The organism is Pantoea sp. EA-12, from assembly GCF_030053355.1.
Classification (GTDB): Bacteria; Pseudomonadota; Gammaproteobacteria; order Enterobacterales; family Enterobacteriaceae; genus Pantoea; species Pantoea vagans_C.
In genome coordinates this window covers 16534-40046 of sequence record NZ_JASGBY010000024.1, presented here as the reverse complement: position 1 = coordinate 40046, position 23513 = coordinate 16534, and the positions used below count along the sequence as shown (strand labels likewise).

General features: G+C 54.3%; 22 protein-coding genes. 15 read left to right on the top strand and 7 right to left on the bottom strand.

The window, feature by feature from the left end:
- Positions 1-30 precede the first annotated feature (30 nt).
- Positions 31-1230, top strand: a complete 1200-nt coding sequence (mtnK, locus tag QMZ30_RS24415; RefSeq protein ID WP_283229230.1) for an S-methyl-5-thioribose kinase — start codon at positions 31-33, stop codon at positions 1228-1230.
- A gap of 33 nt (positions 1231-1263) precedes the next feature.
- On the opposite strand, the gene fadE is transcribed toward mtnK, so the two are convergent.
- The gene (gene fadE / locus QMZ30_RS24410; protein WP_283229229.1) at positions 1264-3708 is read right to left on the bottom strand and encodes an acyl-CoA dehydrogenase FadE; all 2445 of its coding nucleotides are present in this window, start codon (positions 3706-3708) and stop codon (positions 1264-1266) included.
- 243 nt (positions 3709-3951) lie between these two features.
- Between fadE and lpcA the strand changes: the two genes are divergently transcribed.
- On the top strand, positions 3952-4530 hold the full coding sequence (gene lpcA / locus QMZ30_RS24405) for a D-sedoheptulose 7-phosphate isomerase (protein ID WP_021507284.1): 579 nt from the start codon (positions 3952-3954) through the stop codon (positions 4528-4530).
- A 50-nt stretch (positions 4531-4580) separates the two neighbouring features.
- On the top strand, positions 4581-5348 hold the full coding sequence (locus QMZ30_RS24400) for a class II glutamine amidotransferase (RefSeq protein WP_039333168.1): 768 nt from the start codon (positions 4581-4583) through the stop codon (positions 5346-5348).
- Here QMZ30_RS24400 and dpaA read toward each other — a convergent pair.
- On the bottom strand, positions 5319-6062 hold the full coding sequence (gene dpaA, locus QMZ30_RS24395; RefSeq protein WP_039333166.1) for a peptidoglycan meso-diaminopimelic acid protein amidase: 744 nt from the start codon (positions 6060-6062) through the stop codon (positions 5319-5321). The two genes, QMZ30_RS24400 and dpaA, sit on opposite strands and share 30 nt — an antisense overlap.
- Positions 6063-6305: 243 nt before the next feature.
- Between dpaA and dinB the strand changes: the two genes are divergently transcribed.
- A complete protein-coding gene (gene dinB / locus QMZ30_RS24390) occupies positions 6306-7361 on the top strand; it encodes a DNA polymerase IV (protein WP_039333164.1) in 1056 nt (351 codons plus the stop codon).
- A 311-nt stretch (positions 7362-7672) separates the two neighbouring features.
- Here dinB and QMZ30_RS24385 read toward each other — a convergent pair whose 3' ends face one another.
- The 3 genes from QMZ30_RS24385 to QMZ30_RS24375 are packed head-to-tail and all read right to left on the bottom strand — an operon-like array spanning position 7673 to position 11271.
- Positions 7673-8743: a sugar ABC transporter substrate-binding protein gene (locus QMZ30_RS24385; protein ID WP_283229228.1), complete on the bottom strand. Its 1071-nt coding sequence runs from the start codon at positions 8741-8743 to the stop codon at positions 7673-7675.
- A 27-nt stretch (positions 8744-8770) separates the two neighbouring features.
- Positions 8771-9769: an ABC transporter permease gene (locus QMZ30_RS24380; protein WP_039333160.1), complete on the bottom strand. Its 999-nt coding sequence runs from the start codon at positions 9767-9769 to the stop codon at positions 8771-8773.
- Positions 9766-11271: a sugar ABC transporter ATP-binding protein gene (locus QMZ30_RS24375; protein WP_283229227.1), complete on the bottom strand. Its 1506-nt coding sequence runs from the start codon at positions 11269-11271 to the stop codon at positions 9766-9768. The genes QMZ30_RS24380 and QMZ30_RS24375 overlap by 4 nt, the downstream gene beginning before the upstream one ends.
- Before the next feature lie 466 nt (positions 11272-11737).
- Here QMZ30_RS24375 and QMZ30_RS24370 point away from each other — a divergent pair, with 466 nt between their 5' ends.
- A complete protein-coding gene (locus QMZ30_RS24370) occupies positions 11738-12481 on the top strand; it encodes an MrpH family fimbial adhesin (RefSeq protein WP_283229226.1) in 744 nt (247 codons plus the stop codon).
- 86 nt (positions 12482-12567) lie between these two features.
- Here the strand turns inward: QMZ30_RS24370 and pepD are convergent, their stop codons facing one another.
- Complete coding sequence (gene pepD / locus QMZ30_RS24365) at positions 12568-14028, bottom strand: beta-Ala-His dipeptidase (RefSeq protein ID WP_283229225.1); 1461 nt, start codon at positions 14026-14028, stop codon at positions 12568-12570.
- A gap of 254 nt (positions 14029-14282) precedes the next feature.
- On the opposite strand from pepD, the gene gpt reads away from it, so the two are divergent.
- The 3 genes from gpt (at position 14283) to crl (ending at position 16620) form a co-directional block, all read left to right on the top strand.
- Positions 14283-14741 carry a xanthine phosphoribosyltransferase gene (gene gpt, locus QMZ30_RS24360; protein WP_007887137.1) on the top strand — a complete coding sequence of 153 codons (459 nt, stop codon included), beginning with the start codon at positions 14283-14285 and terminating at the stop codon, positions 14739-14741.
- Between the two features lie 121 nt (positions 14742-14862).
- On the top strand, positions 14863-16110 hold the full coding sequence (frsA, locus tag QMZ30_RS24355) for an esterase FrsA (protein WP_283229224.1): 1248 nt from the start codon (positions 14863-14865) through the stop codon (positions 16108-16110).
- 108 nt (positions 16111-16218) lie between these two features.
- Positions 16219-16620, top strand: a complete 402-nt coding sequence (gene crl / locus QMZ30_RS24350) for a sigma factor-binding protein Crl (RefSeq protein ID WP_039333151.1) — start codon at positions 16219-16221, stop codon at positions 16618-16620.
- Between the two features lie 99 nt (positions 16621-16719).
- Here the strand turns inward: crl and ompC are convergent, their stop codons facing one another.
- On the bottom strand, positions 16720-17835 hold the full coding sequence (gene ompC, locus QMZ30_RS24345; protein ID WP_283229223.1) for a porin OmpC: 1116 nt from the start codon (positions 17833-17835) through the stop codon (positions 16720-16722).
- A gap of 244 nt (positions 17836-18079) precedes the next feature.
- On the opposite strand from ompC, the gene proB reads away from it, so the two are divergent.
- From proB to QMZ30_RS24310, 7 genes are all read left to right on the top strand, one after another.
- On the top strand, positions 18080-19183 hold the full coding sequence (gene proB, locus QMZ30_RS24340) for a glutamate 5-kinase (protein WP_039333147.1): 1104 nt from the start codon (positions 18080-18082) through the stop codon (positions 19181-19183).
- Positions 19184-19193: 10 nt separating this feature from the next.
- Positions 19194-20447, top strand: coding sequence for a glutamate-5-semialdehyde dehydrogenase (proA, locus tag QMZ30_RS24335; protein ID WP_283229257.1), 1254 nt, complete (start codon positions 19194-19196; stop codon positions 20445-20447).
- Positions 20448-20800: 353 nt separating this feature from the next.
- Positions 20801-21532, top strand: coding sequence for a S24 family peptidase (locus QMZ30_RS24330; protein WP_283229222.1), 732 nt, complete (start codon positions 20801-20803; stop codon positions 21530-21532).
- Between the two features lie 413 nt (positions 21533-21945).
- The gene (locus tag QMZ30_RS24325) at positions 21946-22224 is read left to right on the top strand and encodes a transcriptional antitermination N peptide (RefSeq protein ID WP_283229221.1); all 279 of its coding nucleotides are present in this window, start codon (positions 21946-21948) and stop codon (positions 22222-22224) included.
- A gap of 172 nt (positions 22225-22396) precedes the next feature.
- Entirely contained in the window at positions 22397-22864 is a 468-nt protein-coding gene (locus QMZ30_RS24320; RefSeq protein ID WP_058973246.1) for a glycoside hydrolase family protein, read from the top strand.
- Positions 22861-23211, top strand: a complete 351-nt coding sequence (locus QMZ30_RS24315; RefSeq protein ID WP_039333132.1) for a DUF7940 domain-containing protein — start codon at positions 22861-22863, stop codon at positions 23209-23211. The genes QMZ30_RS24320 and QMZ30_RS24315 overlap by 4 nt, the downstream gene beginning before the upstream one ends.
- On the top strand, positions 23208-23501 hold the full coding sequence (locus tag QMZ30_RS24310; RefSeq protein WP_283229220.1) for a hypothetical protein: 294 nt from the start codon (positions 23208-23210) through the stop codon (positions 23499-23501). The genes QMZ30_RS24315 and QMZ30_RS24310 overlap by 4 nt, the downstream gene beginning before the upstream one ends.
- Positions 23502-23513: the final 12 nt, after the last annotated feature.

Below are 23513 nucleotides of genomic sequence, written 5' to 3'. Positions count from 1 at the left end.
TTATTACTATCGAATGTCGAGGAACAGGCAATGTCGCAATACCGTACCTTCACCGCTGCTGATGCTGTGGAATATGCTAAAAAATTTGGCGGTGTGGACGATCCGTCAGCGCTGGTCAGCGCAGAGGAGATCGGCGATGGCAATCTCAACCTGGTCTTTAAAATTTTTGATAATCAAGGTCAGAGCCGTGTGGTGGTCAAGCAGGCATTGCCCTACGTGCGTTGCGTCGGAGAGTCCTGGCCGTTAACGCTGGATCGCGCGCGTCTGGAGGCGCAGACGCTGGTTGAGCACTATAAGCATTGCCCAGCGCACACCGTCAACGTCACCCATTACGATGCCGAACTGGCGGTGATGGTGATGGAAGATCTCTCCAGCCATCGCATCTGGCGCGGCGAACTGGTGAAAGGGGCTTACTATCCTCAAGCCGGTCATCAGCTGGGAGAGTATCTGGCGCAGACGCTGTTCCATACGTCCGATTTCTTCCTGCATCCGCACAAGAAAAAAGCTGAGGTGGCGCGCTTCATTAATCCGGAAATGTGCGAAATCACCGAAGACCTGTTCTTCAACGATCCCTTCATCGATCACGAGCGTAATAAATACCCGGCTGCGCTGGAGTCGCTGGTGGTCAGCCTGCGCACAGACGACGTGTTGAAAATTGCTGTTGCCGGTCTGAAGCATCGTTTCTTCGCGGATGCCGAAGCCTTATTGCATGGCGACGTGCACAGCGGCTCAATCTTTGTGGCAGACGGCAGCCTGAAGGTGATTGACGCCGAGTTTGGCTATTTCGGTCCAATTGGTTTTGATGTCGGCAGCGCCATCGGCAATCTGCTGATTAACTACTGCTGCCTGCCGGGCTTGCTGGCACCGCGTGAAGCCGCGGAAGGGCGTGAGCGTCGCTTAAGTGATGTGCATGAAGTGTGGAGCCAATTCTCTCGCCGCTTCCTGGAACTGGCACAGGCGAACACCACTGACGTTGCGCTGGCTTATCCGGGCTATGCCGAAGCCTTCCTGCGCAAAGTGTGGAGCGACACCATTGGCTATTGCGGCACGGAGCTGATTCGCCGCACGGTCGGGATGTCACACGTGGCTGATTTCAAACAGATTGCTGATGACACCATGCGTACGGAATGTATTCGTAGCTGCATTACGCTGGGTCGTACGTTGATTCTGGCAGCAGACCATATTGCGGATGTTGATGCGTTGATCGCGCGGATTCGTCAGGCAGGATAAAATTGAGGGCGGCCCGAGGGCCGCCGGTTAGGTTTACGCGGCTTCATTCTCGCGTGTTTTGGCAGGCGTTTGTGGCTTCGGGGCCGCCAGCGCTTCAGGTGCAAAATCATCCACGTTAATCGCTTTTAAGCGACTGGCTTCAGCACGGGTCAACACTTTCGCCTCGCTCTCATCAATCCAACCCTCTTTCAGCGCACGCTGCGCCAGGGCATCCAGTCGGGTAAAGGGCAGATGTTTTTTCTGCTGCTGGCAGAGACGTTCATGAATCACTTCTGCTGCCATGACATCCTGCAGCGCCTGCTCCAGTTGGCCTGCCGGGTTATGCTCGCTTGGCGTCAAATACATACCGCGTCCCAGACGGGTGCGCGTGGCGGATGGCAATTGCAGCAGTTTCGCCAGTTTATGGTCCAGTTTGTCTGACGGTGCTGGGCAGTGTTTACCTCCGGCGAAGATCACCATGCGCATTGCGCCCGCGACCCAACGATTCGGGAAGTTACGCAGCAGATCGTCCATCGCCACTTCCGCCTGATGCAGCGCATCCTGAACGCCCCAATGCACCAGCGGCAGATCGGCTTCGTTGCGGCCTTCATCGTCATAGCGTTTCAGCGTGGCGGACGCCAGATACATCTGGCTCAGCACATCACCTAAGCGCGCAGAGATACGCTCACGACGTTTCAGGCTGCCGCCCAGCACGGCCATAGAGACATCGGACAGCAGCGCGAGGTTGGCGCTGAGGCGGTTGAGTTGCTGGTAGTAGCGACGCGTCACATCACGGGTTGGTGCGGCGCTGGTGCGACCACCGGTTAAGCCAAGCCACAGGCTGCGCACTTTGTTGCTGCCGACATGGCCGATATGGCTGAAGAGCGCACGGTCAAAAGCAACCAGGTCATTTTTAGCGGCGGCGTTCATCTCTTCCAACACCCAAGGATGGCAGCGAATCGCCCCCTGACCAAAGATGATCATGCTTCGGGTCAGGATATTGGCCCCTTCCACGGTGATAGCAATCGGCGCGCCCTGGTAAGCACGTGCCAGGAAGTTGTTCTCACCGAGCATGATGCCTTTACCGCCTGCGATATCCATCGCATCGATAATCGCTCGCTGACCGCGATGGGTGCAGTGATACTTCACGATCGCGGACAGCACCGCCGGTTTTTCACCGAGCATAATGCCGCTGGTGATCAAGGTTGCGGCGGCGTCCATCACGTAGGCGTTGCCCGCAATGCGTGCCAGCGGCTCTTCGATGCCTTCCATCTTGCCGATAGAGACTTTGAACTGGCGACGAATGTGCGCATAAGCCCCGGTTGCCAACGCGATACTCTTCAGGCTGCCAGTCGAGTTGGATGGCAAGGTGATGCCACGACCCACAGACAAGCACTCAACCAGCATGCGCCAGCCCTGACCGGCCATCGCTGGGCCACCGATGATGAAATCGATCGGTACGAAAATATCTTTGCCGCGCGTTGGACCATTCTGGAACGGCACGTTGAGCGGGAAGTGGCGTTGACCAATTTCCACGCCGGGAGTTTGGGTAGGAATTAACGCACAGGTAATGCCTAATTCTTCGACATCGCCCAGTAAGTGATCGGGATCGGACAGTTTAAAGGCTAAGCCCAACACCGTCGCAATCGGTGCCAGAGTGATATAGCGCTTGTTCCAGGTCAGGCGCATACCCAGCACCTGCTGACCCTGCCAGTCACCCATGCACACCACACCAGTATCGGGAATCGCACCGGCATCGGAACCCGCTTCCGGGCTGGTTAACGCGAAGCAAGGAATTTCATCACCGCGCGCCAGACGTGGCAGATAGTGATCTTTCTGCTCGTCAGTGCCGTAATGTTGCAGCAATTCGCCTGGGCCGAGTGAGTTTGGTACGCCGACGGTGATTGCCAGAATGCCCGACACGCCCGCCAGCTTTTGCAGGACGCGCGCTTGTGCATACGCCGAAAATTCGAGGCCGCCATACTCTTTCTTGATGATCATGGCGAAGAAACGATGCTGTTTCAGATAGGCCCACAGTTCGGGTGGCAAATCAGCCAACTCGTGGGTGATCTGGTAATCGTTGGCCATGCGACAGGCTTCTTCAACTGGCCCATCAATAAAGGCTTGTTCCTCTTCCGTTAAACGCGGTTGAGGATAGTTATGCAGTTTCTGCCAGTCTGGCTTGCCGCGGAACAGGTCGCCTTCCCACCATGTGGTACCGGCATCGATGGCCTCTTTTTCGGTACGAGACATCGGCGGCATCACCTTCTGGAAGCTGTGCAGCGCCGGTTTTGAGAACATGCTGCGGCGCATGGCCGGCAAATTGAAGGGCAGCAGGATAATCGCCAAAGGCAGAAGCAGCCAAGGCGTCCAGAGGCCTGCAGCGGCGAGTCCTGCCGTCCACAACAGAAGAACCACGCTGCTGATGCGCAGCGACACTTGATGGTAGAAGAGGGCGCTAATCAAAATCAGCGTCGCGACAATCGAGGCAAGCAACATAATGAACTGCTCCGTAAGTTGTAAGAGGTCTGACCTGTTATGCATTAAGGTTTAGAGCAGCGGACGAGATTTAGCAATCTGTTTACATCGCAATTACAACAGAACTCACAAAATCACCGCTTGCCGTCAAGAACAGGCGAAACGGTTAGCTCACAAGGTGTTTTTACTCGATGCAGGCGCTTTGCGGCTTTGCCCCATTCCGTTAAACTTGCAGGGTCAATCTTTCCTCTAAAGGACATCCCTATGTATCAGGACATTATTCGCTCAGAACTCAATGAAGCAGCCGATACGCTCAACAAGTTTCTGAGTGATGAAGCGAACATTCACGCAATTCAGCGCGCCGCGGTGCTGCTGGCTGATAGCTTCAAAGCCGGTGGTAAAGTGCTCTCCTGCGGCAACGGTGGCTCACACTGTGATGCGATGCACTTCGCGGAAGAGCTAACCGGACGCTACCGTGAAAATCGTCCTGGCTACCCGGCAATTGCCATCTCTGATGTCAGCCATCTCTCTTGCGTCAGCAATGATTTCGGCTATGACTACGTCTTCTCACGCTATATTGAAGCCGTAGGCCGTGAAGGCGATGTACTGCTCGGTCTGTCGACCTCCGGCAACTCCGCCAACATCATCAAAGCGGTGGAAGCGGCACGTGCTAAAGGCATGAAAGTGATTACTCTGACCGGTAAAGATGGCGGCAAAATGGCAGGCACGGCGGATATCGAAATTCGTGTACCGCACTTCGGCTATGCCGACCGCATTCAGGAGATCCACATCAAAGTGATTCATATCTTGATGCTGCTGATCGAAAAAGAGATGGTTAAGTAATGACGTGTCCCTCCCACCCGCGTGGGAGGTTCTGACTTAAGGCGGTTGCTATGTGCGAATTGCTCGGGATGAGCGCCAATGTCCCTACGGACATCTGTTTCAGTTTTACCGGTCTGGTGCAGCGTGGCGGTGGAACCGGGCCGCACAAAGATGGCTGGGGCATTACTTTTTATGAAGGAAAAGGCTGCCGCACCTTCAAAGATCCACAACCCAGCTTTAACTCACCCATTGCCCGCTTAGTGCAGGAATACCCGATCAAATCGCATTCGGTGGTAGCACATATCCGCCAGGCGAACCGTGGTGAAGTGTCGCTGGAAAATACCCATCCCTTTACCCGTGAGCTGTGGGGCCGCAACTGGACTTATGCGCACAATGGGCAGTTAAAAGGCTATCGCCAGCTGGAAACCGGCCATTTTAGGCCCGTAGGTGAAACAGACAGCGAGAAGGCATTTTGCTGGATCCTGCATAAACTGGCCGAGCGCTATCCACGTACCCCAGGCAACTGGCCAGCGGTGTTTCGCTATATTGCTGAGCTGGCAGGCGAACTGCGGCAGAAGGGCGTGTTTAACATGCTGCTGTCAGACGGGCGTTACCTGATGGCATTCTGTTCAACCAATCTGTATTGGATCACGCGCCGTGCGCCGTTTGGCAAAGCCACCTTGCTCGATCAGGATGTAGAGATTGATTTCCTGCAGCAAACCACGCCAAAAGATGTGGTGACGGTGATTGCGACACAGCCGCTGACGGGGAATGAAACCTGGCACCGGATAGTGCCAGGCGAGTGGGCATTATTTTGCCTGGGTGAGCGCCAGGAATGACTTCGAGGCAGCATCCGGTGTTGAAATCACCGGCGTGCTGTTGACCGCATATTGCCCGGTGGTGGTCACATTCACCGTCGGCGGCACATGGTACTTTTCAAAGTACGCATACCCCGGCTGCAGTTCACGCCAGAAATTGATGTACGTCGAGTAACGATGACGCTGCATGTTGCTGTCGGTCATATGGAACGGGAAGATATTAATCTGCACGTCCTGCTGACCGTTACGCAGCGCGGCGTTAACGTAAGTGAAGATCTCATCCATCGATGCATTGGTCATGGCGTAGCAGCCAATCGATACGCAATCACCGTGGATCATCAAATAGTTACCGTCATACCCTTTATCGCGGTCGTATTGATTCGGGAATCCGGTATTAATTGCGCGGTAAAAACGGCTGTCCGGTTTTAGCTGGTTCAGCTTAACGTTATAAAAGCCTTCCGGACTTTTGAAATCGCCCTGACGACGCTTAGGTCCTAAACCGCCAGAGAAATTACAAATGCGATAGCTGTCCAGCAGACGATATTCATTACCGATTTTGCCGTACAGTTCCAGCGTACGCTCTTCCTTGAAAATCTGAATAAAAACGGGGGTGCCAAGTAACTGTTTCTTTAACTCTTTGCTCACCGGAGCCGACGGTTGGGTTGGCTCTGGCGAAATTGCCCAGCTAAGGACTGGCATAAGAATCATCGCAAGCAACAATGCGATTCTGCCCATTCTGTGTATACCTTGAAGTGAAGAGAGACGATGACGCTGAGCGTCTTGGTATTGCATTATCGGAAATATCCGCTACCGCAGCGCAACATTAACATTGTCTGACGTTTAATCAAGTCAGTGTCGGTGAAAATGGTGCATTCCTAAAGGGATTACGACCAGAATTTTGTAAACTTTAATTCGCCGCACAACATTTATTGCCGATATTTTTCGCTGCTGTATACTTATCCAGTATTCGGAGGGCGTATGCGTAAAATCATTCATGTTGATATGGACTGCTTTTTCGCAGCGGTAGAAATGCGCGACGATCCCTCATTACGTGATATTCCCATCGCCATCGGCGGCAGCCGCGTCCAGCGCGGGGTGATCAGCACCGCCAACTATCCGGCGCGTAAATACGGCGTGCGCAGCGCAATGCCAACCGCAACGGCACTGAAGCTGTGTCCGCATCTCAGGCTCTTGCCTGGGCGTTTTGATGCTTATAAAGAGGCGTCACGCCAGATCCGCGACATCTTCTCGCGCTATACCGCACTGGTTGAACCGCTCTCACTGGATGAAGCCTATCTGGATGTCACCGACAGCGGGCATTGTCAGGGGTCGGCTACGCTGATGGCGCAGGCGATCCGTGCGGATATCCTGCGTGAAACCGGTTTAACCGCCTCGGCGGGTATCGCACCAATTAAATTCCTCGCTAAGATCGCCTCGGATCTGAATAAGCCCAATGGGCAATATGTGATTACGCCGCAGGTGATGCCCGACTTTTTACTGACGCTGCCGCTGAGCAAAATTCCCGGCGTCGGTAAAGTGGCCACCAAAAAGCTGGAAGAGATGGGATTGCACACCTGCGCGGATGTGCAGCGCAGCGATCTGGCGCTGTTGTTGAAACGCTTTGGCAAGTTCGGGCGTGTGCTGTGGGAACGCAGCAACGGCATTGATGACCGCGATGTGGTGGTGGAGCGTGAGCGTAAATCGCTGGGGGTCGAGCGGACATTGATGGAAGACATTCACAGCTGGGAGCAGTGTCTGGCGATCATCGATTTTCTCTATGAGGAGTTGGATCGCCGGCTCACCAACATTCGTCCTGATAAGCAGATCGCGCGCCAGGGCGTGAAGCTCAAGTTCAATGACTTCCAACAGACCACGCAAGAGCACGTCTGGCAGGTGTTGAACAAGGATGACATGATCGCTGTCGCTCGCCAGGCGTGGGATGAGCGGCGTGCAGGGCGTGGCGTAAGGCTGGTGGGGTTGCATGTGACGCTGGTGGATCCACAGCTGGAACGGCAGTTGGTGCTGGGTTGGTAATCGTGCGGATGTTTTCCCTCACCCTAACCCTCTCCCAAAATGGGAGAGGGGACCGATCAAGCGATGGTGGGGAAGGTATTCAATTTGCCAGACCGCTCAGGCTGCACCCTCTCCCAAAATGGGAGAGGGTGCCGATCAAGCGATGGTGGGGAAGGTATTCAATTTGCCAGACCGCTCAGGCTGCACCCTCTCCCAAAATGGGAGAGGGGGACCGCTCAAGCGATGGTGGGGAATGTATTCACTTTGTCAGACCGCTCAGACTGCACCCTCTCCCGCTTGCGGGAGAGGGCTGGGGTGAGGGGGGAAGGCCGCTATTTCTTACCGTATTTTGCTTCCAGCGTGGCAAACCATGGCGCGACGAAATCGTTGTTCTCACCCCAGCCTGGAATGATCTTGTTCAATGATGCCACGTTGACCGCACCTTGCTGGCTGCTCAGCAACTGCTGCGAAATGGAAGAGGCTTTAAATTCGTAGCTGGCCGGTGTGGCCTCGCCCGCAATCTTATTCGCGACCAAACGCATGTTCACAGCGCCGATGGTTTTCGGATCGACAGCCACTGTCTGCACCCACGGGCTGTTCTTCTCGTGCATCAACTGCAGGTCCTGGTTAGAGACATCGATACTGTAGATCTTGATCTCCGTACGACCATTCTCCTGCAGCGCTTTGTACGCACCCTGACTGAAAGCATCCCAGGATGCCCAAATCGCATCGATCTTGCCTTTCGGGTATTTCGCCAGAATTGCGCCAACCTTGTTGGCGGTATCACCCTGCACATCGGTAGAAACCGCGCCAATCGATTCGAGCTGATGAATACCTGGATTCTCTTTCAGCAGTTTCTCATACACCACCTGGCGGCGTTCCTGCGGCGGGAAGCCTGCGACCCACAGTTTGATGATGTTGGCTTTGCCATGGAAATCACTGATCAATTGACCCAGAGACGCCTGCGCCAGTGAAGCATCATCTTGCGCGGTAACGGTGACGCCGTTTACTGGCGTATCAACCGGAGTATCAAACACTGACAGTTTGATACCGGCATCGACGATGCGCTTAACCAGCGCAGTGGAGTAGGGCTCTTTACCGTGCGACAAAATAATGCCGTCATACTTCTGGCTGATCGCCTGGGCAACGAAATCCTGGAAACGCGCGTCATCGCCGTTGCTCAGGAAGGTGCTGACTTTAAAGCCTAACTGGCGACCTTGCTGAATGGCTCCGGCCACAAACTGCGTGGTGTTATCGTCAGAACCCAGGTTACGGATGATAGCGATGCGTACCGGGCCTTCATGATTGGCAATCACGGCAGGCACAGGTGCAACGGTGTCTGCAAAGGCGATGCTGGCGTTCAGCAGGCTTACCGCCAGCAGCGAAAGGGTGATTTTTTTCATTATGATCTCTTTCTCAGTAAACGCGCCTTAGCGGCGCTGAATGTAGGTAATGGCCAGGGCCAGAGCCAGCACCAGCCCTTTGATAATGTCCATGGCGTAGTAAGGCACGGACAGCATCACCAGCCCGTTTTGCAACACACCGAGGATAACCGCGCCAACCAGGGTACCCAGCGCGTTAGGTTTGCCGGAACCGGCCAGTGAGAAGCCAATCCATGCCGCGGCAACGGCATCCATCAGGTAGCCGCTACCTGCATTTACCTGCGAGGAACCAATACGCGAAGCCAGCAAAATGCCGCCGACACCCGCCAGCAAAGACGAAATCACATAGGCCAGCACGCGATAGCGCGTGGTGCGAATCCCTGACAAGCGTGCCGCTTCTGGATTGCCGCCCAGCGCGTACATGCGGCGTCCGTGTTTGGTCAGCGACAGCGCCAACTGCGCAACCAGCGTCACCACCAGCATAATGATCACGATGGTCGGCACCTGACCGAGCAAACCAAATGCCGCTGGGATAGTGCCTTCAGCCATGTCACCGCTCGGCATCACCATATTCTCGGTAATCGAGCCACCAAAGCTGTAGGTCATCGCCACGCCTTGAATCACAAACAGCGTGGCCAGTGTGGCCAGCATGTCGGGAATGCGCAGAATCACAATCAGGAAGCTGTTGAACAGCCCCACAAGGGTACAGAGCAGCAGCGTGATGATAATCGCTTCCGTGGTGCCAAAGCCGTGCCAGACAAACAGGGAAATCACCAGCGCATTCGCCAGTGACGCCGTTGATCCAACGGACAAGTCGAAGCCGCCAATGGTCAGCGAAATCGAGACGCCAATCGCGATCACCGTGACGATGGCAATCGAACGCAGGATGTTGATGATGTTGGTGGGCTCAAGGAAGCTGTCTGACGCGAGGCCAAAGCCGGCGATCAGCAATACCACCGTGAGCAACATGCCCCATTTGTAGAGAAAATCGAATAACTTATGACGCAGAGAAAGCTGCGGGTTCAGGGATAGTTCTTTGCTGCTCACGCAGGGGTTCCTCCGGTGGAATAAAGCAATAGCATCTCTTCTGTGGCCTGACTGCCCTCCATCTCTGCCACAATGCGCCCATCCCAGAGCACACAAATACGGTCACACAGCCCAACCAGTTCGGAAAACTCGCCCGAAGCATAAATGATGCCTTTGCCTTCGCGCGCTAAGCCGTCAATCAGGCTGAACAGATCGGTTTTAGCCTTGATATCCACGCCTTTGGTGGGTTCGTCAAAAATCAGCACATCAGCGTTATTGCGCAGCCATTTGCCGATCGCCACTTTCTGCTGATTACCGCCGGACAGGCGACGCAGTGTTTGTGCGGGGCCGGTGGTGCGTACGTTGAGGCGCTGAATCACCTCTTCGGCCCAGCGCCATGCCTTGCGATGGCCGAACAGGCTCCAGCGTGAAAAACTGTTATCAGCGGTCACGCTCAGGTTCATCGCCACCGGCTCGTCAATAAAGATGCCCTCTTTGCGGCGCTCCTCTGGCACCAGTGCCATACGGTTTTCCACCGAGTCATGTGGTGAGCGTGGTCGCCACGGTTTACCGTGCAGCTCGCCTTTCTCCACCCGGCTTTTGCTGGCACCAAACAGCGCTTTGCAGAGTTCGGTTTTTCCCGCGCCAGCCAGACCGGCAATACCAAGAATTTCTCCTTTGCGCAGATGCAGTGAGATATCGGCCAGCAGCTGATCGTCATGCAAACCTTCCACCGACAGCAGCACAGGCTGCTGGCTGCTTTCACGGCGCGGTGGGTAAACATCGGTGAGCTGATGTCCCAGCATCTTCTCAACGATCTGTTCACCGCTGAGTGCTGCCATTGGGCTGCTTTCAATCAGTCGGCCATCGCGCAACACGGTTAAACGATCGCAAATCGCTTTCAGCTCGTGGATGCGGTGGGAAATAAACACCACGCCAATGCCGTTGTTTTGCAGGCGGCGCACCACTTTAAACAGGCGCTCGCTCTCATGCTGATCCAGCGGCGCAGTAGGTTCATCCAAAATAAGGAAGCGGCAGTGGTGGGAGAGGGCCCGCGCCAGCAAGATTTGCTGTTTCTCCGCCAGTGAGCAGCGATCGACCAGACGATTAACGTCGATATTGACTTCAAGCTGTTCAAGCAGTGCACGTGCCTGGCGGCGAATCTCGCGCCAGCTGTAAGCGTGGCCCGGCTGGGCCAACTGATCGAGCAGGATATTTTCCGCCACGCTGAGCTGTGGCACCAGCGCCACATCCACTTCCTGCTGTACCAGGTGAATGCCGAGCTTTTTGGCATCACGCGGGGAACGAATTGAGACCGGCACGTCATCAAGCAAAATCTCGCCAGTGTAATGATTGTGCGCACCAGCCAGCACTGCCATCAGCGTGGATTTACCTGCACCATTGGCGCCGGTTAGCGCATGCACCGAGCCGCCTTCCGTAAGAAAATCGACCTGGGTCAACGCGGCAAATCCGCCAAACGCGATGGAGATATTACGCATCTCCAGGCGGTTAATCGCACTCATTGAGTCAGGCCTTTAATAGAGGTAGTGGGTCGCATTTTTTCTGAAGCCATAACGCGGGGCAACAATCGAAAGCGCATAAGCTAGCACGAAATCTTATTAGCCATCCAGACATCCGGGCATAACGACGTCTAAAACTGGCGGAGTGTGATGTGGTAGCGAATTTGTGGGGTGATCCACAAAATCAGTAGTGAAATGTGCTGCTCGTGTGCCTGCGTCGGTTTGGTATCGAAAAGGGGATAACGAGCTTGAGTTGTTGCGGTACGTAGAATTGTCAGTGGAATATGACAACGCGATCAGGGCTCACCTTCTATATAGCATCCTGGCCTGACATCTTTGCCCACTCCGTATGGGCATACTCTTTGCCTACAAAAAATCCAATAGCTCAAGCTTGGGCTTGGTGTCGCGATGAATACCTGTTGCGGATGCCATGCGTCATCACTCTCTTTTTGCCAAAACCAGGATCTCCATGAAAACGATATTCCTTGCAGTGGCGTTATTTTTCGCGCTGCTATCATTAAACGCACAGGCGGTGGTGATTATTTCGCAAGCCAAAATGCTAAATCAATCCACCGTCGAAATTAGCTATTACTCATCGGGAAGCAACTCTTCTGCTCGCATTGGTTGCGTCCATTGTCAGATTGGAATTTATGGTAGGAACAGTTATGAATCTGAAGCCAGGCCACTTCGTAATAACACGATGACAACAAATGGCACATGGGTGAATGGATATGATAACTTTACAAGGCGCTATCCGGCGAGCGGGACATTTACGGCATCAGTCACATCAAGCCCAACATCCTGGACAATCTGTTACGGCGCTACAGACGGTGGATATGGCTTCTTCAATCAACCCGGCACCTCCTGCGTTGTCGCAACACCTGCACCGGACCCCACCAGCTGTTCCTTTACTGGCACGCCCAATATCGATCACGGCACCCTGACCGCAGACCAGGTTAATGGTCGGCAAAACAGCGTTTCGATTTCCATCAATTGCAACCGCGCCACATACGCTTCCATCGCTAACCTCGGAGGCACTATCAACCTGGGCAAGGGCGTCACCTCTACCTTGACCTTTAATGGTCGCAGTTCGGGGACGATATATCTGCCAGCAGGTAATTCAACACACACGGTGACCTCAACGCTCAGAGCATCCAGCCCATCACCGGGCGATCTCTATGGCAGCAGTACCATTGTGATTAACCTGATTTAGTCGGCTAAAAAAATTGATAAAAAAACCAGGCCGAAGCCTGGTTCTGAATCGTAGTGGCGGCCTTCAGGCCGCCAAAAAGCAAGAACTTACGCCTTCTCTGGCACCACATTCAGCAGCGCGGTCAGCAGTTTCCAGTACAGACCCACGCTCTCAATGTGCACCTGCTCATCAGGTGAGTGTGGCCCGGTGATGGTCGGCCCAATCGATACCATATCCATATTTGGATACGGCTTCTTGAACAGACCACACTCCAGACCGGCGTGAATCACCTGAATATTTGGCGTTTTGCCAAACAGCGCTTCGTAGGTTTTACGCGTCAGCTCCATCACTGGCGAATCGGCATCTGGCTGCCAGCCCGGATAGCCGCCTTTAGGTGCGGTTTTCGCGCCAGCCAACTGGCCCAGCGATGTCAGGGTTTCTACCACCCAGTCTTTACCGGTATCGATCAGTGAACGAATCAGGCAGATGATTTCGGCATTGTCCTGATCCATGGTCACCACACCGACGTTCAGTGAGGTTTCCACTACACCTTTAGCCACGTCAGAGTTGCGGATCACGCCGTTCGGGGTGCTGTTCAGCAGGTTCACGAAGCGATCGCGGCTGTCAGTGGTCAGTGCCTGGCCCTGATGCGCCAATGGTTCGGTGACGAGCGCAATATTCTTCTCTTTAATACCCAGCTCATTCAGCAGCGTGGCCTGGAAATGGGCCGCAGCCGATTTCAGCGCATCCACTTTGTGGCTGTCGATCGCCAGGGTCGCAAAGGCTTCACGCGGAATGGCATTACGCAGCGTACCACCGGTGAACTCAATCAGACGCACGTCCAGCTCTTGCGCGTGAACCGCAAAAAAGCGCGCTAACAGCTTGTTGGCGTTGCCCAGACCGTGATGAATGTCTGCGCCGGAATGTCCGCCTTTCAAACCCTTGAGGGTTAATTTCAGGGTTTCAAAGCCCGCAGGAACGGCTTCACGGCTCAGTGGCAGGGTGGTGATGAAGTCGATACCCCCGGCACAACCCATGTAGATCTCACCCTCTTCTTCCGAATCGGTGTTGATCAGGATATCTGCCTGCAACCAGTTTGGCTGGAGACCAAAAGCCCCGTCCATGCCGGACTCTTCGGTCATGGTCAGCAGCACTTCCAGTGGACCGTGCGTCAGGCTGCTATCAGCCAGTACCGCCAGCGCCGAAGCCATACCAATGCCGTTGTCGGCACCCAAGGTGGTGCCGCGCGCTTTCACCCACTCGCCATCAACATAAGGTTGAATCGGATCTTTGGTGAAGTCGTGCACCGTGTCGTTGTTTTTCTGCGGCACCATATCAAGGTGCGCCTGCAGCGCGACTGGGGTACGCTTTTCCATACCGGCGGTGGCGGGTTTACGAATCAGGATATTGCCGACCTGATCGCGCTCAACCCAAAAGCCTTGCTCTTTTGCCCAGCTAACAACGTGTTCAGCCAGCGCTTCTTCATGATAAGAAGGATGCGGGATGGAGCAAATTTTAGCGAAAATATCCCACAGCGGTTGGGGGGAAAGTTGCGACAATTCAGACACAACGCGTCTCCTGTGTCAGCGTGGCGGACATACCGCTCGCACGCGGGGTTCCAGTGAAAGATCGCCGTCAGCACATCTGACGTGATGTGGCTGAGAATATCACTGTTTTTCACCGGGTGCGTACTTGCCTGCGCTAAAATCCTGCATCCAGTGCGACAGATGCTGGTTTTTAACGCGTCAGATCCTTATAATCTCGCGCAACCTTTTCCCCCTTGCCTATTTTTAAACCAACATTGTTGGTCGGGATTTCTTTTATGAGCGAAAAATACGTCGTCACCTGGGACATGTTGCAGATCCATGCCCGTAAACTGGCCCAGCGCCTGCTTCCTGTGGAACAGTGGAAAGGTATCATCGCGGTGAGCCGTGGTGGTCTGGTTCCGGCATCGCTGCTGGCACGTGAACTGGGTATTCGCTACGTCGATACCGTGTGCATCTCCAGCTATGACCACGATCATCAGCGCGAAATGAAAGTGCTGAAGCGTGCAGAAGGCGACGGTGAAGGCTTCATCGTGATCGATGATTTGGTCGATACTGGCGGTACTGCACAAGCGATTCGCGATATGTATCCAAAAGCGCGTTTTTGCACTATTTTCGCGAAACCTGCGGGTCGTGCGCTGGTGGACGACTACATTGTCGATATTCCCCAGAACACTTGGATCGAGCAGCCTTGGGACATGGGCGTGGTGTACATTCCGCCAATCGTCAAAAGCTAATTGATGCATCGCAAACAACGCCCGGTTATGCCGGGCGTTGTGCTTTCTACGCCTCGCACCCATCTTGCGGGTGCAGTACACTCTTAGGCATTGATGCGACTATCGCGGGAGAATGGCTAAGATGTCGGATAAAAACCTCAGCGAAGAGCTTTTTAAGCCCCGCTTTAAACACCCTGAAACCTCCTCACTGGTGCATCGCCAACATCATCACACGATGCAGGTGCACAGTGCCCTTGAAGGCGATACTCAGCGCTGCTGGTATCGTATGCTCAACAAACTGTTGTGGACGTGGCGTGGCCTGACGCCACAAGAGATCAGCGAAGTGCTGGCGCGTATTGCCATCTGCGATCTTGAACACACGGATGATACGCAGTTGGACACGGTGATTGGCTATCGCAGCGGCAACTGGAATTACGAATGGTCGAAGCAGGCCGCCTTGTGGCAACAGCTTGCCATGCAGAATGAAAACCATGACGAAGCGGGTCAGCAGTGGCTGCACGCCTCAAACCTCTACAGCATCGCCGCTTATCCTTATATAAAGGGCGATGAACTGGCTGACCAAGCGCAGGTGCTGGCGAACCGTGCCTACGAAGAAGCCACAAAACGTTTGCCAGGTGAGCTTAAATCACTCACCTTTCAGATTGCTGGCGGCAGCCCGGTGACGGGATTCCTGCATATGCCGGCCCAGGCCGACGCGCCATATCCTACCGTGCTGCTGTGCGGTGGCCTGGATTCACTGCAAAGCGACCATTATCGTCTGTTCCATGACTACCTCGCGCCGCGCGGCATTGCCATGCTGACACTGGATATGCCTTCGGTTGGGTTCAGCAGTAAATGGACGCTGAATCAGGACACCAGCCAGGTGCATCAACATATGCTGCGAGAGCTGAGTAACGTCCCGTGGATTGATCACACCCGTGTCGCGCTGTTTGGTTATCGTTTTGGTGCGAATGTGGCCACACGACTCGCCTATCTGGAAGTACCGCGTCTGCGCGCAGTGGCGACGCTCGGCGCGATGGTGCACAACGTATTTGTCGATACACAGCGTCAGCAGCAGTTGCCGGATATGTATATGGATATGCTGGCCAGCCGTTTGGGTATGTCCTCCGCTTCTGACAGCAATTTGCGTATTGAGCTGAACCGCTATTCGCTGAAAGTGCAGGGGCTGTTAGGGCGTCGCACGCCGACGCCGATGCTGGCCGCTTACTGGCCGGATGATCTGTTTAGCCCTGAGGAAGAGGCACAGTTGATTGCTAACTCCTCCGCGCAGGGCAAGGTGTTGGCGATCCCGACCAAGCCGGTGTTCTCCAGTTTCGAGAAGGCGCTGAATCAAATTTGTGACTGGCTGGCAAAACAATTGGGTGTCTGACTGGCAAAAAACGCATTCTCTGCTACAACTTATATCCGGGAAAGTTTACGTTGCGCGCGAGATGAGCGCAACGAGAGCCAATTTACGGTTATTTGAGGGAGAATTAGCATGACGTTACCGAGTGGTCACCCCCGTAGTCGCCTGCTTAAGCGCTTCACCGAATTGGGGCCGTATATCCGTGAAGGAAAATGTGAAGAAACCCGCTTCTTTTTCGATTGTCTGGCAGCCTGTGTCAACGTGAAACCTGCGCCAGAAAGTCGGGAATTCTGGGGTTGGTGGATGAATCTGGAAGCGCAAGAAGATCACTTCACGTACGAATATCACTTTGGTCTGTTCGATAAAGACGGAGACTGGAGCGTGGCAGCGATTAAGGGCAAAGAGAACAACGAGAAAGTGGAAAGCACGCTGCGTAACTTCCACGAGCGCCTGAAAGCTGTGTTAAAAGACCAAAAACTGGATCTCAAACCCGCGGCAGGATTTAAAGAAGAGCCCGTGAAGTTGAGTGCCTGATTTTGCAGGCCCTGAAGGCCGCCCGAAACACAAACGAAGAAAGAGCCGGTGATGAGCCGGCTCTTTTTTTATAGACACAATGAGGGTAACGCTAACAACTTAGAACTGGTAAGTCAGACCAACAGCAACGATGTCGTCGTTGTTCAGACCCAGTTTGTTGTTGTCGTCCAGCTGGTTGATTTTGTAATCAACGAAGGTAGACATGTTTTTGTTGAAGTAGTAAGTCGCGCCAACGTCGATGTATTTAACCAGATCCGCGTCGCCGATACCGTTTTCCATATCTTTGCCTTTGGTCTGCACGTAGCCGATAGACGGACGCAGGCCGAAGTCGAACTGATACTGTGCAACCAATTCAATGTTCTGTGCTTTGTTAGCTGCACCAGAAATTGACGCACCCTGCCAGGTTCCGCTGAACGGGGTCATGTTGCGGGTTTCAGTGTAGATCGCGGCCAGGTAAACGCTGTTAGCGTCATACTTCAGACCTGCACCCCATGAATCCGCTTTATCACCGCCGCCGTAAACGCGGTTTTTCTGCGCCAGAGTGGTGTTAGAAGAGGTAATTGCCGTCATCAGGCTCACACCGGTATCACCGATGGTGTAACCCAGAGAGGCACCGTAACCGTCGCCGTTCTGGCGAGTACCGTCAGTGGCAGTACCACGGGCGTTAGCGGTTTTGTCATCGTTTTTGCCCTGGTATTGCAGCGCGAAGCGCAGGCCATCAACCAGACCAAAGAAGTTGCTGTTGCGGTAAGTCGCCACACCAGTAGTACGCTGCGTCATGAAGTTATCAGAGCGCGCAGTACCGTCACCACCGAACTCTGGGAATACGTCAGTCCATGCTTCTACGTCGTACAGAACGCCGTAGTTACGACCGTAGTCGAATGAACCGTATTGACCGAATTTCAGACCGGCAAAGCCCAGACGGGTTTTGTTGCCTGCGTTCGCGTCAGAACCTTCAGAGTTGTTGACGTTGTACTGATATTCCCACTGGCCGTAGCCGGTCATCAGATCGTTGATCTGAGTCTGACCTTTGAAGCCGATACGAACGTAAGATTTGTCACCGTTGTTGGAATCCGCATCGCTGAAGTAGTGCTCAGCTTTAACGCGGCCGTAGAAGTCCAGTTTGTTACCGTCTTTGTTATAAACTTCTGCGGCGTGTGCAGCGGAGGTCAGTGCCAACGCAGAAACGACTAATGCCAGTGTGCTCTTCTTCATTTGCTATCAATCCCAATGAGTAAAATTTGTTGTACCCTTGAAAGGGTTTGTAAAACACGGGACGTTTTACCGTTTGGCGGTGAAAGTTTTATGACAGTTTTTCTGATTTCTTGTTAATTGCGAACTTTTGGTCTACCGCATTGTCAGGGGATTTTTGTGCTTTTCCCCTTGCTGCTGTTGGCTTCCTCGCTGACTCCTGATAAAACGTCCCTTCGCAGAATTTTTTCTTACATGGCAGGAAAATATGAGTGGCAGTCAGACCCTAGTGGTCAAGTTGGGTACCAGCGTCCTCACCGGCGGTTCACGTCGGCTGAATCGGGCGCACATGGTGGAGCTGGTTCGTCAGTGTGCGCAACTGCACGCGGCGGGTCATCGTATCGTTATCGTCACCTCTGGCGCGATTGCTGCTGGACGCGAACACCTGGGTTACCCCGAACTGCCGCCTACCATCGCCTCAAAGCAGCTGCTGGCTGCGGTGGGGCAGAGCCGTTTGATTCAACTGTGGGAGCAGCTGTTCTCCATTTACGGCATTCATATCGGGCAGATGCTGCTGACGCGCGCCGATATGGAAGACCGTGAACGCTTCCTATACGCGCGTGACATGCTGCGTGCGTTGCTCGACAACCATATCGTTCCGGTGATCAACGAGAACGATGCCGTTGCCACCGCTGAAATCAAAGTGGGCGACAATGACAACCTTTCCGCACTGGCGGCGATGCTCGGTGGCGCAGATAAACTGCTGCTGTTGACCGATCAGCAAGGCTTGTTCACCGCCGATCCTCGCACCAATCCGGAAGCCGAGCTGATCAGCGATGTGCATCAGATTGATGACGCGCTGCGTACGCTGGCCGGTGGCAGCGTTTCGGGTCTGGGCACCGGTGGCATGGCCACGAAATTGCAGGCCGCTGATGTCGCCTGTCGCGCGGGGATCGACGTGATCATCGCCGCAGGCAGCCGCCCGGATGTGATCAGCGATGTGCTGTACGGCAAGCCGGTGGGCACCCGTTTTCACGCGCAGCAGTCGCCGCTGGAAAACCGCAAGCGCTGGATCTTCGGTGCACCGCCAGCCGGTGAAATCACCATTGATGATGGCGCGCTGGCAGCGGTGCTGGAGCGTGGCAGTTCGCTGCTGCCGAAAGGCATCCGCGAAGTGCAGGGTAACTTCTCTCGTGGTGAAGTGATCCGCATTCGTAGCTTGCAGGGCCGCGATATTGCACACGGCGTCACCCGTTATAACAGCGATGCGATGCGCATGATTGCGGGTCATCATAGCCAGGAAATTGGCGATATTCTGGGTTACGAATACGGCCCGGTTGCGGTACACCGCGACGACATGATCGTCAGTTAAGGAGCGGATGATGTTAGAAGAAATGGGTAAAGCGGCGCGTGCAGCGTCGTACAAACTGGCGGAACTCTCTACCGAACAAAAAAATCAGGTGCTGCTGACCATTGCCGATCGTCTGGAAGCGGAAAGCGCTGACATTCTGGCGGCGAACGAGCAGGATCTGGCTGATGCACGCCAAAATGGCATGAGTGCCGCCTTACTGGATCGCCTGACGCTGAATCCTCAGCGTTTGAAAGGCATCGCGGATGACGTGCGCCAGGTGTGCCGTCTTGCCGATCCGGTTGGCCAGTTGATCGATGGCGGCATGCTGGACAGCGGCCTGCGTATTGAACGCCGCCGTGTACCGCTGGGCGTGATTGGCGTGATTTACGAAGCGCGTCCTAATGTTACCGTTGATGTGGCTTCCCTGTGCCTGAAAACCGGCAACGCAGCGATTCTGCGCGGCGGCAAAGAGACCTACCGCACTAACGCAGCCACGGTGCGCGTGATCCAAAACGCACTCACTCAGCATGGTTTACCGGCTGGCGCCGTGCAGGCTATTGAGAACCCGGATCGTGAGCTGGTCAATCAGCTGCTTAAGCTCGATCGTTACGTCGATATGCTGATCCCTCGTGGCGGCGCGGGCCTGCACAAGCTGTGCCGTGAAAACTCCACCATCCCGGTGATCACCGGCGGTATTGGTGTGTGCCATCTCTATCTCGATGAAACCATGGAGACAGAACCGGCGCTGGACGTGATCGTTAACGCCAAGAAACAGCGCCCAAGTGCCTGTAACTCGCTGGAAACGCTTCTGATCCACCGCGATCAGGCCGAACGTTTTATTCCTGCGTTCCTGCAACGTATGGCGCAGGAAGATATTCCGCTGCACGGTGATGAGAACGTAATAGCGCTGCTGCAGAGCGGTCCTGCCAGCGTGGTTGCCGTGAAAGCGGAGGATTACGACGATGAGTGGTTATCCAACGATCTCAACGTCAAGCTGGTCGCCGATCTTGACGAGGCAGTGGCGCATATTCGCGAGCACGGTACACAGCACTCTGACGGCATACTGACGCGCAGCATTGGCAATGCTAACCGCTTCGTTAACCAGGTTGATTCCTCTGCGGTCTATGTTAACGCCAGCACCCGTTTCACCGACGGCGGTCAGTTTGGCCTGGGCGCGGAAGTGGCGGTCAGCACCCAAAAACTGCATGCGCGCGGTCCGATGGGGCTGGAAGCGCTGACAACCTACAAGTGGATTGGTTGGGGCGACGATACGTTGCGCGGCTAATTTTCGCTCCTGCATCACAATGGGCACCCTTGATGGGTGCCTTTTTTTTGGCTTTCGATCCAGTTATTTCCAAAGCTTTTTGATTTAATTCTGTCATTTATGGCGCGTCAGCGTCTTTTCGCCCATTTTTTCCTGTAGGCGCTGGTCTTAGCGTCACAGAACATTCCTGAAAACCCCTGTCAGAACAAGCTGTCGGGCATTCATTACTGGTTTCCATCGAGCCGAAGGGGATAATGATCATCCAGCTTCATTGATAAAAGCGATTGGGTAGTAAACCAGCGGTAATATAAAATGAACTGGTAGCAAAAACGAAAATAACATTCAGTCTTTTACTGATGGCAGATTATTAACTGATGGTTAAAAAAGAGAGTACGAGACAAGCTTTTACTGCCAGGCTGATTGCCGCGTGTGACAGCGCGGGAATTGTCGGACATGGACGAAACAAACAGGTTGCGCAAGCACTGCAGCAAAGGGGATGCAGGATCTCAACACCGGGGGTCTGGAAATGGTTTAACGCCCAATCGATTCCAGATGACAGTAATTTGCTGGCACTTAGCCAGCTGTTGGGCGTGCGCGTGGAGTGGTTGCAATTTGGCATGGAGAAACCTGCTGCGTTGATTGACCCGCCCGCGCGAATTGATACAAAACCGATATTCCGTGTTGAGAGTCTGGATATTGGGCAGCGTAGCGCCCAAGGCATCGCAGCGCGTGATGAGCTGGTCGAAACCATTCAAGCGATTGAGTATGGTCTGGATGAGGCGCGCGTGCTGTTTAACGGCCGTGCTGCGGAGTACATTCGGCTGATCGCCCTGAACAATGATTCGATGGCGGGAACCTTCGCACCGCGCGACCAGCTGTTTGTCGATATCAGCGTGCAGCGCTTTGATGGTGATGGCATTTACCTGTTCACGCTGGACAATCAACTCTATCTCAAACGACTGCAACTGCAGCACAAAAAGGTCGCGGTGATCTCTGATAACAAGCGTTATGAAACCTGGTATCTTACGCTGGATGAAGCGGCAACACTGCAGGTGATTGCGCGTGTCATCATGAGCCAGGCGCGTGATTACCAGATTTTAGGTTAGAGCCAATAGCGCGAAATCAGCCAAAAAAATATTCTGGCTGAAATCATAAATTTAACTGATGGTAAATAAAAAATTAACTGTTGGTATTTGCCAATGCATTAGAACCTGTTAATAATTTGACCATGGAAAGACGAGATCACTGCTCCCGGATGAGCCCGCTCTTAAACAATTGAGGCGCTGCACAAGCGCGATACCGACCACCCAAAGTCAGTGGATTTTGGGATGGGGTGGATACGCACTTTGTAGCGTCGTCAGTTCTCCTCTGACTTCACTCTCCTCTGCTTATACCTGGCCGCGAATGCAGCCGGGCTGGCTGATGGTGAGTGCTTGCAGCGGTTCAACGGACGCATCGGCCGATGCCGACATGCCGTGCCAGTCACCCCATCGCCAAAGACTCATTCACAGGAGGAGTTATGGCGATTATTCAGTATGGCAAGTCAGTCTTCACCGGGAACGCGCGCACTCGCCGTCACCGACGCCGCCAGTCCCTCAGCCGCCTCAAGCGCAGTATCGACAGCGCCTTAGGTCTTGAACCCGATAACGTCACCTTGCGCAGTGCCGAACGTATCTGTCAGCGCCAGACACACTCGCGTGCTGACAATGCCGTGATGGCCCCCACCCGCATTCAACCCGAGAGTGCCAGCTTCGATAACTGCTGTTTGCCCCACGTTCATCTTTATGCCGTGCGTTAACCCTTCCCAGTTTTAAGCGGAACACTTTGGTGTTGCTCACTCTTTAGCCTTGCTTGAGCGTCACGCCGGGTTAGCGTTGCGCTGTCGTGGCTAACCGATCAGCAAACTTTATGTTTTTGGATTTTTTGCGCAGTGATTTTCAGACAGTTGCGCCCGTCAAAGAGGAAACGCTATGAGCCAGATTATTGCCATTTTGAATTTTGAAGAGGGCTATCGCGAAGCGCCTTATCTCGATACCCAAGGATTTCCCACCGTAGCCGGCGGTATCCGCATCGGGCCGAAAGGTGCGTCACTCAGCAACTATATCTTTCAGGTACCGCGACGGGTGGGCGATGTATGGAAACAGTGCATCGTCGAAAACAAGGTGCAAGAGATGAACCAGCGGGTGCTGGTACAGCAGGCGATCAGCAAATGCAGTGATGCGCGCTGTGATGTGCTGATCAGCATGGCGTACCAAATGGGCGTCGATGGACTGGCACTGTTTCGCGGCATGCTGACCTCGATAACGCAAGGTGATTTCAACGGTGCCGCCAACGCCATGCTCGACAGCCTGTGGGCTCGCCAAACACCGGGGCGCGCCCGTCGTCATGCTGAAATGATGCGCAGCGGCACCTATGACATCTATCGGGGGCTGTTATGAATCTGAAATGGATGGTGTTTGTCATCGCCGTACTGACGGCGGTGATCGTACTGCTGCTGCTTCAGCGCTTCACCACGCTGGAGTTTGTGAAACATGCGCGGTTGTTGTTCAAAACCTGGTCCGTTTGGCTGGCATCGTTAGGCTCCATGCTCAGCGCGTGGGCGCAATCTTTTCCCTCGTCGGCTCTGGATGCCTGGAACGCACTGCCGCAGGACATCAAAGATATTTTGCCCCACAACTACCTGGGATTGATTGGCGCCTTCATGGTGGCGATGGGGGTGCTGGCGCAGTTTGTGCGGCAGAAGAACCTGATTGAGCAGCGCAAAACCCTGGAGGAGAAACCATGACTTTTCTTACGGCAATGCTCGGGGGCAGCTGGCACTGGCTTGCTGCGCTGGCGGGCATCATTGCGGCACTGGCTGCCAGTTACTTCGGTGGCAAGAAGATTGGCAAGGTGCAGCAGCAATCCAAAGCCGCAACCGAAAGTGCGGAAAAAACCGCCGCTCAGGCGGTGGCGGTCAGTCAGCAGCAGCAACAGCTGCGTGAGGAGGCCAAACGTGTGGAAACCAGCAACCTTAATCTTGATGACGCTGCTGCTCGTGACAAGCTGCAGCACTCGAAATACAACCAGCCCTGAATCCCCCGTCGT

Excerpts from the sequence above, each read along its gene's own strand:
- mtnK (WP_283229230.1), top strand. The coding sequence starts at position 31 with ATGTCGCAATACCGTACCTTCACCGCTGCTGATGCTGTGGAATATGCT.
- fadE (WP_283229229.1), bottom strand. The coding sequence starts at position 3,708 with ATGTTGCTTGCCTCGATTGTCGCGACGCTGATTTTGATTAGCGCCCTC.
- lpcA (WP_021507284.1), top strand. The coding sequence starts at position 3,952 with ATGTATCAGGACATTATTCGCTCAGAACTCAATGAAGCAGCCGATACG.
- QMZ30_RS24400 (WP_039333168.1), top strand. The coding sequence starts at position 4,581 with ATGTGCGAATTGCTCGGGATGAGCGCCAATGTCCCTACGGACATCTGT.
- dpaA (WP_039333166.1), bottom strand. The coding sequence starts at position 6,062 with ATGGGCAGAATCGCATTGTTGCTTGCGATGATTCTTATGCCAGTCCTT.
- dinB (WP_039333164.1), top strand. The coding sequence starts at position 6,306 with ATGCGTAAAATCATTCATGTTGATATGGACTGCTTTTTCGCAGCGGTA.
- QMZ30_RS24385 (WP_283229228.1), bottom strand. The coding sequence starts at position 8,743 with ATGAAAAAAATCACCCTTTCGCTGCTGGCGGTAAGCCTGCTGAACGCC.
- QMZ30_RS24375 (WP_283229227.1), bottom strand. The coding sequence starts at position 11,271 with ATGAGTGCGATTAACCGCCTGGAGATGCGTAATATCTCCATCGCGTTT.
- QMZ30_RS24370 (WP_283229226.1), top strand. The coding sequence starts at position 11,738 with ATGAAAACGATATTCCTTGCAGTGGCGTTATTTTTCGCGCTGCTATCA.
- gpt (WP_007887137.1), top strand. The coding sequence starts at position 14,283 with ATGAGCGAAAAATACGTCGTCACCTGGGACATGTTGCAGATCCATGCC.
- frsA (WP_283229224.1), top strand. The coding sequence starts at position 14,863 with ATGTCGGATAAAAACCTCAGCGAAGAGCTTTTTAAGCCCCGCTTTAAA.
- crl (WP_039333151.1), top strand. The coding sequence starts at position 16,219 with ATGACGTTACCGAGTGGTCACCCCCGTAGTCGCCTGCTTAAGCGCTTC.
- ompC (WP_283229223.1), bottom strand. The coding sequence starts at position 17,835 with ATGAAGAAGAGCACACTGGCATTAGTCGTTTCTGCGTTGGCACTGACC.
- proB (WP_039333147.1), top strand. The coding sequence starts at position 18,080 with ATGAGTGGCAGTCAGACCCTAGTGGTCAAGTTGGGTACCAGCGTCCTC.
- proA (WP_283229257.1), top strand. The coding sequence starts at position 19,194 with ATGTTAGAAGAAATGGGTAAAGCGGCGCGTGCAGCGTCGTACAAACTG.
- QMZ30_RS24330 (WP_283229222.1), top strand. The coding sequence starts at position 20,801 with ATGGTTAAAAAAGAGAGTACGAGACAAGCTTTTACTGCCAGGCTGATT.
- QMZ30_RS24325 (WP_283229221.1), top strand. The coding sequence starts at position 21,946 with ATGGCGATTATTCAGTATGGCAAGTCAGTCTTCACCGGGAACGCGCGC.
- QMZ30_RS24320 (WP_058973246.1), top strand. The coding sequence starts at position 22,397 with ATGAGCCAGATTATTGCCATTTTGAATTTTGAAGAGGGCTATCGCGAA.
- QMZ30_RS24315 (WP_039333132.1), top strand. The coding sequence starts at position 22,861 with ATGAATCTGAAATGGATGGTGTTTGTCATCGCCGTACTGACGGCGGTG.
- QMZ30_RS24310 (WP_283229220.1), top strand. The coding sequence starts at position 23,208 with ATGACTTTTCTTACGGCAATGCTCGGGGGCAGCTGGCACTGGCTTGCT.